This is a genomic window from Cupriavidus sp. 01T418 (assembly GCF_056398885.1).
In genome coordinates, this window is the sequence record NZ_JBFTQG010000001.1 from 132424 (window position 1) to 144477 (window position 12054).

The window sequence follows — 12054 nt, forward strand, 5'->3', positions numbered from 1 at the left end:
CAAGGGCTCGCCCACCCCCGGCGCCCCGTGGAATAAGGTGAGAGGTGCCACGCCACACGCACATGCGCGACAGGCCCCGTGCCCCCGATGCCGGACTCGCGCGGGGCAAGCGCTTGTGGTAGGGTTGGCGGACCCGCAAGCCTGCCGAAGCCTGACTCCCGGCAAGGATGCGGGCCGGCCGGCCAGGAGGCACGCGCCTTTCCCCGACACAGCCGGCTCGCATGCCCCACGTTTTGCTTTCCCTGAAGGCGCGTCTCGCGCTGATTACCACGGCGTTCGCCGCCGTACTTGGTACCGGCATCGTGCTGGCATCGCTCCATCACGCGCACGACGACCTGCGCGCCGCGCTGCAAAACCAGCAGGACTCCATCGTCAAGCTCGCCACCGAACAGCTCGACACGGCGATGGAAGACCGCATCACCCTGCTGTCCCATGTGGCGCCGCAACTGGCCGGGGAGCTAGGGCGCCCCGGCGCCGAACTGCGCCGCCTGCTGGAGCGGCGGATTCCCGTGCCGGGCACGTTCAATGCAATCATGCTGGCCGATGCCCAGGGCCGCGTCCTGGCCGATGACGGCGTGCAGGTGACCATCAGCGACCGCGAGTATTTCCGCGAGGCCGCGCGGACCCTGGAACCAGTGATCACGCCGCCGATCCGCGCCCGCTTCAACGGGGAGACCGGGGTGTTGGTGGCCGTGCCGATCGTCTCCCCTCAAGGCGAATTCCTCGGCCTGCTGGGTGGCTGGCTCGACCTGTCCAGCGCCGACTTCCTGGTGAAGATCACGCACAACCGGCTCGGCACCAGCGGCCTATATTGCCTGGTATCGGGCGGGCGGATGCCGGTCTACGTGCGCCACCCGAATCCTGGAATGGCAGGGCAGCCGGCGCGGGCACAGGGCGATGCCTGCGGCGTCTCCGACCGCAGCGGCCCTGTCGAGTTTCTCTCGCCGTCCAGGCCGCTCATTTCCCGCTACCTGATGGAGACCACGGGATGGGAATTGGTAGCGGTGCTGCCCGCACGGGAAGCCTTCGCCCCGCTGCATGACATGCAGGGGCGTTTCCTCGGACTCGCCTTGTTGTCGCTGGCGGTGGTGGGGCTGTTGAACTGGCTGGCCCTGCGCCGCCTGCTGACGCCGCTCACACGCCTGCACCAGGTGGTACGCGACAGCACCCACGACCTCGCCGCCTATGAACGCCTGCCGGCACAGCAGAACGACGAGATCGGCGATCTCGCGCGCGCTTTCGGGCAGTTGATGCATGACGTGCGCGAGCGGCGCGAACAGCTCGACCTGAGCGAGCGCCAGCTGCGCGCGGTCACCGATAAGCTGCCCGCGCTGCTGGCCTTTGTCGGGCCCGACGAGCGCTATGCCTTCAACAACCTGGCCTACGAGCAGACCTTCGGCATTCCCGTGCAAAAGCTGCGCGGCATGACCGTGCGCGAGGTGATCGGCGAAATCCGCTATGCGCGCGTCCGGCCGTTCCTGCAACAGGCCTTGTCGGGGGCCTCGGTGACGTTCGAGGTGGAAGAAAGCGATCCGGAATACTGCTGCATGGAAACCGATTTCCGCCCCGAATGGAGCGCCGACGGCAGCCACGTGGTAGGCGTGCACGTGCATGTGCAGGACGTGACGCAGCGCAAGCTGGAGACCTTGCGGCTATCGCGCATCTCCCGGCTCGATCACCTGACCCAGCTGCTCAATCGCAGCGCCTTCGAATCGCTGTTGCAGGCGGCCATGGCGCGCAGCCGTGACGACGGCCGGCTGATGGCGCTGCTTTACCTGGACATGGACCGCTTCAAGGCCGTCAACGACTTCCACGGCCATATCACCGGCGACCTGCTGTTGCAGGCCTTCGGGCGGCGCCTGCAGCGCTGCGTGCGCGAACGCGACACCGTGGCACGCCTGGGCGGCGACGAGTTCGCGGTATTGCTGGAGGATATCGGCGGCTCGGCCAACGCCCAGCGCATCGCCCAGGCTATCGTGCATTCGGTGAGCCGGCGGTTCTTTATCGATGGCGTGTTCGCGGATGTCGATGTGAGTATCGGGGTGGCGTTGTATCGGGGAGCGCCGATGCCGGATCAGGCGTTGATGCGCCAGGCGGATACACTGCTCTATCGCGCCAAGGCGGCGGGCCGGGGACGCTTCGAGATGGGGCCGCCCGACCTGCTGGACAAGCCGGACGACGCCGAGGCCTGACGGACCGCTGCCGCGCGCTATCGCGCCTACTCGCCCTCGAACGGCACGTGCTTGCCGTCGCGCGACTGATAGCCGAGCTTGGTGTCCGCACCCATCATCCGCTCCCAAGCCACCATGGCGTCCGCCACGGCATTGGGTTCGCCCTTGAACACCAGGACATCGTTGCCGCAATTGGGGCACTGCCCGCCGAACACGGCATCGATGCCACGCAGGTTGGGTGCGTCGATCGCATCGAAGGTGCTGAACGCCGTCTTGCACTCGCCGCATACCAGTTGCGCCGGCCGCAAGCCCTCCAGCCGCTTGCGGGCCTGCTCGGCACGTTCTGCCTGGCTGCCCCGTTGTCTTGCTTCACCCATGATGCACTTCCTTTCGCAGCATGCCTGCTGCGCTCTTGCTTGATTGATGAATCGCCGCGCTATGCAACGCATAGGGCACGTAGACGCCGGCCCACCACTGGCGGTAGTCGCATGCATCGTCGATGCGTGGCAGGCCGCCCACAAACCGTTGCAGGGCCGCCTGGTATTCCACCGAGCCAACGAGATTGTAGGCCACGCCGGTCTTGGACTGACCCGGATAGCCGCGTGTTTTAGGACTAGTCTTTCTATAAGTCCGATCTGGCATGCGCGCGAGGGTGGGCCGCGGCAACGCCAGGCATCTTTCCCGGAACCGGCCGTCCACTGAACAGGAGAATGTCATGTCCGAGCGCAAGCAAGCCGCCACCCGGATCGAGAAAGACAGCCTCGGCGACATGCCGGTGCCGGCTGGGCACCTGTGGGGCGCGCAGACCGAGCGCGCGCGCCAGAACTTCCGCATCGGCACCGAGACAATGCCGCCCGCGCTGATCGAAGCCTTCGCCATCCTCAAGCTCTGCGCGGCCCGTGCCAACCGGGAACTGGGCGTGCTCAAGACCGAACCGGCCCACGCCATCGAGCAGGCGGCCCAGGAGATCATCGCCGGCAAGTGGCCGGACGAATTCCCGCTGTCGGTCTGGCAGACCGGCTCCGGCACGCAGACCAATATGAACCTGAACGAGGTGATTGCCAATCGCGCAACCCAGCTGCTCGGCGGCGAGCCGGGCGCGAAAAAACCGGTGCATCCCAACGATCTCGTCAACGCCAGCCAGTCTTCGAACGACAGCTTTCCCACAGCGATGCACATCGCTGCAACCCGCGCAATCCAGTTGCAGCTGCTGCCGGCGCTGGAGACCTTGCGGCAGGCCCTCGGGCGCAAGGTGGACGCTTTCGCCGACATCGTCAAGGTGGGCCGCACGCATTTGCAGGATGCCGTGCCGCTGACGCTCGGCCAGGAATTCTCCGGCTACGAGGCCCAGGTGGGCGATGCCCAGTCGCGCCTGCAGCACGCCATGCTGCGGGCCATGCCGGTGCCCCAGGGCGGCACGGCGGTGGGCACCGGACTCAACGCGCCGCACGGCTTTGCCGCGGCGTTCGTGCGCGCGCTGGCGGATTACACCGGCCTGCCGTTCGAGCCCGCGCCCAACCGGTACGCGCTCCAGGCCTCGCACGATGCGCTTGCCGACCTGTCCGGCGCGCTCAACACCACCGCTTCGTCCTTCCTGAAGATAGCGCGCGATTTCATGCTGCTGGGCTCCGGCCCGCGCGCCGGTCTTGCCGAGCTGGTGCTGCCGGCCAACGAACCCGGCTCCTCGATCATGCCCGGCAAGGTCAATCCGACCCAGGCCGAAGCGCTGGCCATGGTGTGCTGCCGCGTGATCGGCAACCACACCACCATCACGCTGGCCAACGGACTTGGCACGCTGGAGCTCAATGCCTACAAACCCGTGATTGCCTACAGCCTGCTGCAATCGGTCACGCTGCTGGGCGATGCCACCGCGAGTTTCGCTGCGCACATGGTGCAAGGCGTGGAACCGGATCGCGCGCGCATCGCCGAGTTGCTGGCGCGCTCGCTGATGCCGGTGACCGCGCTCAATCCCCACATCGGCTACGACCGCGCCGCCGAGATCGCCAGGCTGGCGGTCAGGCAGGACCTGTCGCTGCGCGAGGCAGCGCTGGCCTCGGGCCATGTGACCGAGGCCCAGTTCGACGAATGGATCGACCTGAAGGGGATGACTCGGGAAACCTGAGATCCCGTGGGCAGGCGCGTGGCCGCAGCGCCGATGCACCCAAGCCGGCACAAGGTGCGCGGCAATCCTGGCGCATGCCCCCGCCCGGCACGGGATGCCTGAAACAAAAGCGTACCCGTTTCTGCGTGCTTGCAAAACCGCCCGGGCGGGCACGCCGGGCCGCCCCCGGCGGCAATGCGTACCCGTTTCTGCGTGGTCGCCGCTGCCGCATTCCAGGGGCTCAGCCGATGCGCCGCCGCCGCGCAGATCAAGGCGGCCGGTGCCAGTGTGCGCGCCATGCCGACGATCGGCTCGGCGGCCCTCACCGTCGCAGAAATCGACGCCATAACCGCACTGCTCTGGTCTGAAACATCCAAGGCAAACATCCAAGGCGGACCCGGTTCAAGCCGCGGGAAACACCACCCGCACGCACAGCCCCGGCACCGCGTCTTCCAGCGCGACACGCGCGCCGTGCGACTGCGCGATCTCGGCCACGATGGCCAGGCCCAGCCCGCTGCCGCCCGTGGGCGCTTCCGGCACGCGGTAGAAACGGTCGAACACGCGCGCGCGCTCGGCGGCTGGAATCCCGGGGCCGTCGTCGCGCACCACGAGTTCGACCGTGTCCTTCACGCCGCGGACCTGCACATCGACCCTGCCGCCGGGCGGCACGTAGCGCAGCGCGTTGTCGATCAGGTTGGTCAACAGGATACGCAGCGCATCCACATCGCCGCGCACCATGACCGGCCCGGCATCCGTGTCGGCATCCAGCCCCAGGTCGATCCGGCGATCGAGGGCGGCCTGGGTCATCTCGGCCACCCCGTTTTGCGCCAGCGCGTGCAGGTCCACCGACTCATGCGGCGGTGCTGCCGCGCCGGGCTCCTGGCGCGCCATCGTCAGCAACTGGGCCACCATATGCGTCAACCGCTCCAGCCCCTGGCGCAGCTTGGCCACGGCCTCCTGGCGCGCCTCGACGGTGTCGGCGCGTTCCACCAGCTGGGCCTGCAACTGCAGTGCCGCCAGCGGCGTGCGCAGCGCATGCGCGGCATCGGCGACAAAGGCACGCTGGGTATCGATGGCGTGCGACAGCCTCGCCAGCAGTTGGTTGAGCGCCTCGCTCAACGGCGCGATCTCGTCGGGCATGCTGCCGACTTCGAGCGGCGCCAAGGCATTGGCGTCGCGCTGGCGCACCCCGGCGGCGATCTCCCGCAAGGGCCGCAAACCGCGCCCCACGGCAAGCCACACCACCCAGCCAATCAGCGGCAGCAGCAACAGCAAGGGCGCCACGGTGCGCAGCGCCATGCGCGCGGCCATCTCCCGGCGTGCCGACATGGGCTGGGCGATCTGCACCACGGCGGGCCCGAGCTGCACGCTGTAGATACGCCATTCGCCTTCGTCGGTCCTGACGTTGGAGAAGCCCAGCTCGGCGCGCGGCGGCAGGGCCGGATGGGAGTGCGAGAGATAAAGGCTGCGCCCCGAGCCATCCCAGATATGGATCACCACATCCTCGCCCGCGTGGAACAGGCTGCCGCCCGGCGGCTCCGGGGGCGCAAACGACGGCATGACCGGATTGGCGAACTGGCTGGGCAGCGCGGCGGCCACCTGCTTCATCTGGTAATCGAACAGCGCGTTGGCTTCCTGCCGGGCCTGCCCATAGATCAGCAAGGTGGCCATGGCAATGCCGGCCAGCAGGCCCAGCGCCAGCCACCACAGCAGGGTTCTCTGGATCGAACGCATCAGCCGGCGCTCCCTGGCGAAGGCGGCGCGCTGTCCTCCAGCTTGGGCACCACATAGCCCACGCCGCGGATATTGCGGATCAGCGCCGCGCCGAATTTCTTGCGCAGCGCGTGGATGTAGACCTCCACCGTGTTGCTGCCCACTTCGTCGCCCCAGCCGTACAGGCGCTCTTCCAGCTGCGCCACCGACCACACCTTGCCGGGCCGCGCCAGCAGCGCGGACAGCAGGCCGAACTCGCGCGCCGACAGCCGCACCGGCTCGCCGTCGAGCGTGACCTCGCGGGTGACGGGATTGATCAGGATGCCGCCGTAGCGCAGCAGCGGCTCCGCGCGGCCTTCGGCGCGGCGCATCAGCGCATGCATGCGCGCGGCCAGCTCCTGCAGGTCGAAGGGCTTGACGAGGTAATCGTCGGCGCCGGCGTTGAGGCCCGCCACGCGATCGGCTACCGCGTCGCGCGCGGTCAGGATCAGCACCGGCGTATTCACGCCGCGCGCGCGCAGCGCGCCCAGCACCTCCAGGCCGGAGCGGCGGGGCAGGCCGAGATCGAGCAGGATCAGCGCGTAGCAGGCTTCACCGTCCGCTCCGCCTGACTGCGTGGCCGCGGCAAGGCCGGCCTCGCCGTCCTGTACCCAGTCCACCGCGAAGCCTTCCTGGCGCAGCGCCAGCTTCACGCTATCGCCAATCATGGCGTCATCTTCCACCAACAACACTCGCATGGTCAGGTCTGGTTCACGTTGGCTTGGTTTGATGGGGTGGCCTGGGTTGCGCACGGGGGCTGCGGTGCGCGATCGCCTCGGCCAGCGCCTGCGCCAGTCCGGGCAGCGCCGGGAATTCGGCGGCGATCACATAGACCGGCAGGCTCTCCAGGTAGGCGCTCATGCGGCCCTTCGCGGTAAACCGCGCATTGAAGGTGGAGGCCCGCAGCGCGGGCACGAAGCGCGGCACGATGCCGCCGCCCAGATAGACGCCGCCACGCGCGCCGAGCACCAGCGCAACATCGGCTGCCACGGAACCCAGCAGGCCGCAAAACACGGCAAACGCGCGCTCGCAGATCGGGTCGTGCCGGTGGATCGCGCCCTCGGTGACCTGCGCCGGATCGAGCTGCCGCATCAGGGGCGTACCCGTTTCTGCGTGCAAAGCGGCGTGCGTCAACGACAACCCCATGCCCGACAAAAGACGCTCGGCGGACACCCGGCCGAAGGCCTGGCGGGCCGCGCGCCAGGCAGTCCATTCGTCGTCGGTTTCCGGCATCAGTTCTATATGGCCGCCCTCGCCGGCCAGCGCCACGGCCCCTCCGCTGCGCGCCGGCACCAGTCCGGACACGCCCAGGCCGGTGCCCGGCCCGACCAGCGCGCGCGGCGCGCCGTCCACGGCGGTGCCCTGGCGCAAGAGCGTCAGGTCCTGCTCGCCCAGATGCGGCAGGCCCATCGCCAGCGCGGTGAAGTCGTTGATGGCCAGCAGCAGGTCGAAGCCGAGCGAGCGCTCCATCTCCGCGATGGAAAAGGCCCAGGCGTGATTGGTCAGCTTGACGCGATCGCCGGTCACCGGGTTTGCCAGGCCGACGGCCGCGTAGCGCGGCCTGGGGCTGCCTGGCGGGAGCGCGCCCAGGTAGTGCCGCATGGCGGCTTCCAGCGAGGGGAAATCGGCCACCTTGAGCGCGGTCACCGGACCGATGCACCGCGGCGCCGCTTCCAGCGCGAAGCGCACATTGGTGCCACCGACATCGCCCAGCAGGCGTGGATAGTCTTGCATGGCGTCAGGCCGAGAAGACATCCGTGCCATGGCGATGCCGGCTCAGCACCAGGCTGACGGGCAACGCAGGCGTTGGCCCCTTGCAGGCACTGGCGAACACGGCAGCCTTGGCCGGCCCCGCGAACGACAGGAAAACGCGGTCGGCCGCCAGCAGCGCAGCCAGGTTCAGCGTGATGCGCGCGTGCGGCGCCTCGCGCGGACGCGTCACCAGGTAGCCCGGCTGCGTCTCGGCCAGGGCGTGCTGCAGTTCGGGCGCCTCGGGAAACAGCGATGCGGTGTGGCCATCCTCGCCCATGCCCAGCAGCACCACGTCGGGCTGGCGCCACGCCGCGTTCAGGCGCGCCACCGCGCTTTGCGGATCGGCCGCCTCGGCGGCATCGGCCACCAGCGGCACGAAGGCCGCCTTGCCCGCGGCCTCGCGCAGCAGGTGCCGGCGCACCAGCGCGCCGTTGCTGTCGTCATGATCCGGCGGCACCACGCGCTCGTCGACCAGCGTGATGGTGACCGCCTCCCAGCTGATCGTGCGGTGTCGCAGGCGCTCGAACATCGGCACCGGCGAGCGCCCGCCCGATACCGCCAGCACCGCCCAGCCGTTCACGCCGATAGCGATCTGCAGCGCGTGCGCGACCGAGATCGCCATCGCTTCGGCCAGCTCCGCCTCGGAAGTATGTTCGTAGCGCCGCATGGTTTCTCCTGTTCGAACGGTGGGGTTGGCAGGGCTTGCAAAATGACGGTGCGGGACCAGGCGCGGCTACACCTCTTCGTGCCAGAGCGAGCCGTCGCGCGACATCAGCGCGGACGAAGCGGCCGGGCCCCAGGTGCCTGCGGTATACGGTTTGGGCGGCACGGTGCTCTCCCCCCAGGTATCCAGGATGGGCTCGACCCAGCGCCAGGCCTGCGCCTGCTCGTCGCGCCGCACGAACAGGCCGAGGCGGCCGCGGATGACATCGAGCAGCAGGCGCTCGTAGGCGCCGGCGCGCCGCACCTTGAAGGAGTTGGCGAAGTCCAGGTCGAGCGAGGTCCCGGTGAGCGCCACGGTGTCGCCAGGCTGCTTGACCAGGAAGTACAGGCGGATGCTCTCCTCGGGCTGCAGCCGGATCACCAGCCGGTTCTGCGGCGACAAGGTCAGCGGACGCGGGAAGATCGCATGCGGTACGTCGCGGAAGTGGATCACGATCTCCGCCACGCGCGACTGCATGCGCTTGCCTGTACGCAGGTAGAACGGCACCCCTGACCAGCGCCAGTTGGCGATCTCGGCCTTGATGGCGACAAAGGTCTCGGTATGGCTGTCGGGCGCGATGCCCTTCTCGTCCAGGTAGCCCACCACCGGCTTGCCGCCCACGGCGCCGGCGCGATACTGCCCGCGCACGGTCTTCTCGGCCACGTCCTGCGGCGTGATGGGCTTGAGCGCCTTGAGGATCTTGATCTTCTCGTCGCGGATCGCGTCTTCGGACAGGCTGGTGGGCGGCTCCATCGCCACCATGCACAGCAGTTGCAGCAGGTGGTTCTGCACCATGTCGCGCAGCGCGCCGGTATTGTCGTAGAACTCGCCGCGCGATTCCACGCCGAGTTCCTCGGCGATGGTGATCTGCACGTCCTGCACCCATTCGCGGCGCCATAGCGGCTCGAACAGCGCATTGCCGAAGCGGATCGCCATCAGGTTCTGCACCGACTCCTTGCCCAGATAGTGGTCGATACGGTAGATCTGGTCTTCGGCGAAGAATCGCGCCACCGCCGCGTTGATGGCATCGGAGGACTGCAGGTCGTGCCCGAGCGGCTTCTCCAGCACGATGCGGACATTCGGATGATTGAGCCCGGTACGCGCCAGCTGCTCGCAGATGGGCACAAAGATATGCGGGCCCGTTGCCAGGTAACACACCACCACCTCGGGGGCGCGCGCCAGGACCTTCTGCGCCAGCGCGTCGAAGTGCGCCGGCACGCGGGCATCGGCCTGCACGTAGCTGATGCGGGCGAGGAAGCTGGCCCAGGCTTCGGGCGGCGCGTGCTCCAGGCCGGGCCGCACGCTTTGCTCCAGCGAGCCGACATAGTCCTCGGTGGCCAGGGGATGACTGCCGGTGGCAAGGATGCGCGCACCGGGATGCAGCAAGCCCGCTTGATGCGCGTCGAACAGCGCCGGCAGCAGCTTGCGCCGCGCCAGGTCTCCGGTGCCGCCGAACAGCACCATGTCGAAATCGGGCATGCTCACCCTGTACTCCTTGTCTTGGCCAGCCTGGATGCGGCGCAAGCAACCTGGCGGGGCCAGCGTGGTCCCGGGAACACCAGCGCGCGTCACTTTACCGAGCGACGCAAGGCGCCGCATGGGTTCCGGCCAGTTTACGTGAGTCGCTGCCGCTTGGCGAGGCATGGCGCGCATACGTCTCCTGGCGGGTCCGGGGACGCATGACCGCCCTGGCGTTAGCTGGTCAGCAGCTCCACCCACATGCCGCGAGCCTGGAGCTGGTAAGCGCGGGTGGCCTCGATCAGGGCGCGGCGGGGCGCCGGATCCATGATGGCCTCGGGCAGCAGCGGATCGCGCACGATGGCGCGGATGATGGCGCGCCCCACCAGCATGGTCTCGCGCGCGGCGGCGTCCGGCGCCATGCGCGCCAGTTTTGCCCGGCTGCGCTCCAGTTGCGCCAGCCCGCGGCGGTAGGCCGACTGCAGCGTCGGCACGTCCCACAACTGCCCCATCCGCGCGGCGGCATCGGCATCGAACTCGCGGCCGACGAAAATCAGGCTGGCGCCGGCCATGCCGAGCCGGGACAAGGCCGCGCGCATCGCCGGGGCGCCGCCTGCGAGGTTATCGGGGCGCACATTGATGCCGGCCGCGAGCGTGCGGAAGCCGCACAACGCCAGCGCGCGCTCGTGATGCCGCCACACGGTCTTCTCGCTGCGCGCGACCGCTGCGTCCTGCACCACCAGCCAGTCGCCGGTCCATTGCTCGAGCCGGCTCTCCTTTTCAAACCAGTGCTCGACCTCGTCATAGACCGGATTACCCTCCGGCAGCGCCGCGTAGCAGCCGCGCTCCGTCTTGACGATGCGGCCCTGGCGCTGCAGGCGCGTCAACGCCACCCGCACGCTGGGCGTGCCGATGCCCATCACCTCCGCGCCCCGTGCCAGCGCCTGCACCGGCAAGGTTCGCGCCGGATGGCCGAACAGCAGGTCCAGCACCAGGTCGGTGGCCGAGGGATCGCGGATCTCTATGTCATGCATGGAGTGGTAACGTGGGCATCAAGGGCAATATTGACAGCGTAGACGGCGGAGGGTAACACCGACTACCGCCTGATGAACACACCGACAAACCCAGGCGCCGAGGACGCGAGCATGGATATTAAGCCCAACCCCTATGTCAGGACAGAAACCGATGGCCCGGTCTTCACCATCATTCTGGACCGCGCCGACAAGCGCAACGCGGTAGACGGCCCCATGGCGCTGGCGCTGCGCGCGGCCTTCATCCAGTTCGAGTCCGACCCGGCGCTGCGCGCGGCGGTGCTGTGGGGTGCGGGCGGGCATTTCTGCGGCGGCGCCGACCTGTCGGCGGTGAGCGACCCCGCGCGCCGCCACGAACTCGACCCGCAAGGCGGCGGCACGGGGCCGATGGGCCCGAGCCGGATGGCCCTGTCCAAGCCGCTGGTCGCCGCGGTCAGCGGCTATGCGGTGGCGGGCGGGCTGGAGCTGGCCCTGCTGGCGGACCTGCGCGTGGCCGAGCGAGATGCCGTCTTCGGCGTATTCTGCCGGCGCTGGGGCGTGCCGCTGATCGACGGCGGCACGGTGCGGCTGCCGCGTATCGTCGGCATGGGGCGCGCGCTCGACATGATCCTCACCGGCCGCTCGGTACACGCCGACGAAGCGCTGGCCATGGGCCTGGCCAACCGCGTGGTCGAGCCGGGCCAGGCCCGCGCGGCCGCCGAGGCGCTGGCGCATGAACTGGCGGCCTTGCCCCAGCGCTGCATGCTGACGGACCGCGCTTCCGCCTACGGGCAATGGGCCCTCCCGCTGTCCGATGCCCTGCGCGCCGAAGGCGCCAATGGCGCGCCGATCGTCTTCGAGGAAGGCATCGAGGGCGCCGCCCGCTTTGTCGGCGGCGCCGGAAGGCACGGCAATTTCTCCGGCTGAGGCTCCCGGCGAGGCACTGGCGAAGCCGGGACAAACGCAGCGCGAACGACCAAAGCGTACCCGATTCTGCGTAATAAAAAACCAGGAATAGACAGCCTCATGGCCCCTGCCACGCCTGAGTTGCACCCGCTCTTGTATGCTACGGCTATTGCCATTGCCGCCGACGATGCCTGACCGCGC

At 68.8% G+C, this 12054-nt stretch carries 11 protein-coding genes; 3 read left to right on the forward strand and 8 right to left on the reverse strand.

Annotation, left to right across the window (positions count from 1 at the left end; all coding sequences use genetic code 11):
• The first annotated feature begins 221 nt into the window (after positions 1-221).
• Positions 222-2192: a sensor domain-containing diguanylate cyclase gene (locus tag AC1DQ3_RS00615; protein WP_477118233.1), complete on the forward strand. Its 1971-nt coding sequence runs from the start codon at positions 222-224 to the stop codon at positions 2190-2192.
• A gap of 26 nt (positions 2193-2218) precedes the next feature.
• Here the strand turns inward: AC1DQ3_RS00615 and AC1DQ3_RS00620 are convergent, their stop codons facing one another.
• Together AC1DQ3_RS00620 and AC1DQ3_RS00625 are read right to left on the reverse strand one after the other, a co-directional pair.
• Entirely contained in the window at positions 2219-2548 is a 330-nt protein-coding gene (locus tag AC1DQ3_RS00620; RefSeq protein ID WP_477118234.1) for a hypothetical protein, read from the reverse strand.
• Positions 2541-3005 (reverse strand): cellulose synthase subunit BcsC-related outer membrane protein, encoded by a 465-nt coding sequence (locus AC1DQ3_RS00625; protein ID WP_477118235.1) that lies wholly within the window; start codon positions 3003-3005, stop codon positions 2541-2543. The genes AC1DQ3_RS00620 and AC1DQ3_RS00625 overlap by 8 nt, the downstream gene beginning before the upstream one ends.
• On the opposite strand from AC1DQ3_RS00625, the gene AC1DQ3_RS00630 reads away from it, so the two are divergent.
• Positions 2887-4293 (forward strand): class II fumarate hydratase, encoded by a 1407-nt coding sequence (locus tag AC1DQ3_RS00630; protein WP_477118236.1) that lies wholly within the window; start codon positions 2887-2889, stop codon positions 4291-4293. The two genes, AC1DQ3_RS00625 and AC1DQ3_RS00630, sit on opposite strands and share 119 nt — an antisense overlap.
• 381 nt (positions 4294-4674) lie before the next feature.
• Here the strand turns inward: AC1DQ3_RS00630 and AC1DQ3_RS00635 are convergent, their stop codons facing one another.
• The 6 genes from AC1DQ3_RS00635 to AC1DQ3_RS00660 all read right to left on the reverse strand — a co-directional run bounded on the left by AC1DQ3_RS00635 (position 4675) and on the right by AC1DQ3_RS00660 (position 10971).
• A complete protein-coding gene (locus AC1DQ3_RS00635; RefSeq protein WP_477118237.1) occupies positions 4675-6006 on the reverse strand; it encodes an ATP-binding protein in 1332 nt (443 codons plus the stop codon).
• Entirely contained in the window at positions 6006-6722 is a 717-nt protein-coding gene (locus AC1DQ3_RS00640; protein ID WP_477118238.1) for a response regulator transcription factor, read from the reverse strand. The genes AC1DQ3_RS00635 and AC1DQ3_RS00640 overlap by 1 nt, the downstream gene beginning before the upstream one ends.
• 13 nt (positions 6723-6735) lie before the next feature.
• A complete protein-coding gene (glk, locus tag AC1DQ3_RS00645; protein WP_477118239.1) occupies positions 6736-7758 on the reverse strand; it encodes a glucokinase in 1023 nt (340 codons plus the stop codon).
• 4 nt (positions 7759-7762) lie between these two features.
• Positions 7763-8443 carry a 6-phosphogluconolactonase gene (gene pgl / locus AC1DQ3_RS00650; RefSeq protein WP_477118240.1) on the reverse strand — a complete coding sequence of 227 codons (681 nt, stop codon included), beginning with the start codon at positions 8441-8443 and terminating at the stop codon, positions 7763-7765.
• A 66-nt stretch (positions 8444-8509) separates the two neighbouring features.
• On the reverse strand, positions 8510-9958 hold the full coding sequence (zwf, locus tag AC1DQ3_RS00655) for a glucose-6-phosphate dehydrogenase (protein WP_477118489.1): 1449 nt from the start codon (positions 9956-9958) through the stop codon (positions 8510-8512).
• A gap of 215 nt (positions 9959-10173) precedes the next feature.
• Positions 10174-10971: a PaaX family transcriptional regulator gene (locus AC1DQ3_RS00660; RefSeq protein WP_477118241.1), complete on the reverse strand. Its 798-nt coding sequence runs from the start codon at positions 10969-10971 to the stop codon at positions 10174-10176.
• Between the two features lie 111 nt (positions 10972-11082).
• Here AC1DQ3_RS00660 and AC1DQ3_RS00665 point away from each other — a divergent pair, with 111 nt between their 5' ends.
• Positions 11083-11874 (forward strand): crotonase/enoyl-CoA hydratase family protein, encoded by a 792-nt coding sequence (locus AC1DQ3_RS00665; RefSeq protein WP_477118242.1) that lies wholly within the window; start codon positions 11083-11085, stop codon positions 11872-11874.
• Positions 11875-12054 lie beyond the last annotated feature (180 nt).

Excerpts from the sequence above, each read along its gene's own strand:
- AC1DQ3_RS00615 (WP_477118233.1), top strand. The coding sequence starts at position 222 with ATGCCCCACGTTTTGCTTTCCCTGAAGGCGCGTCTCGCGCTGATTACC.
- AC1DQ3_RS00620 (WP_477118234.1), bottom strand. The coding sequence starts at position 2,548 with ATGGGTGAAGCAAGACAACGGGGCAGCCAGGCAGAACGTGCCGAGCAG.
- AC1DQ3_RS00630 (WP_477118236.1), top strand. The coding sequence starts at position 2,887 with ATGTCCGAGCGCAAGCAAGCCGCCACCCGGATCGAGAAAGACAGCCTC.
- AC1DQ3_RS00625 (WP_477118235.1), bottom strand. The coding sequence starts at position 3,005 with ATGCGGAAGTTCTGGCGCGCGCGCTCGGTCTGCGCGCCCCACAGGTGC.
- AC1DQ3_RS00635 (WP_477118237.1), bottom strand. The coding sequence starts at position 6,006 with ATGCGTTCGATCCAGAGAACCCTGCTGTGGTGGCTGGCGCTGGGCCTG.
- AC1DQ3_RS00640 (WP_477118238.1), bottom strand. The coding sequence starts at position 6,722 with ATGCGAGTGTTGTTGGTGGAAGATGACGCCATGATTGGCGATAGCGTG.
- glk (WP_477118239.1), bottom strand. The coding sequence starts at position 7,758 with ATGCAAGACTATCCACGCCTGCTGGGCGATGTCGGTGGCACCAATGTG.
- pgl (WP_477118240.1), bottom strand. The coding sequence starts at position 8,443 with ATGCGGCGCTACGAACATACTTCCGAGGCGGAGCTGGCCGAAGCGATG.
- zwf (WP_477118489.1), bottom strand. The coding sequence starts at position 9,958 with ATGCCCGATTTCGACATGGTGCTGTTCGGCGGCACCGGAGACCTGGCG.
- AC1DQ3_RS00660 (WP_477118241.1), bottom strand. The coding sequence starts at position 10,971 with ATGCATGACATAGAGATCCGCGATCCCTCGGCCACCGACCTGGTGCTG.
- AC1DQ3_RS00665 (WP_477118242.1), top strand. The coding sequence starts at position 11,083 with ATGGATATTAAGCCCAACCCCTATGTCAGGACAGAAACCGATGGCCCG.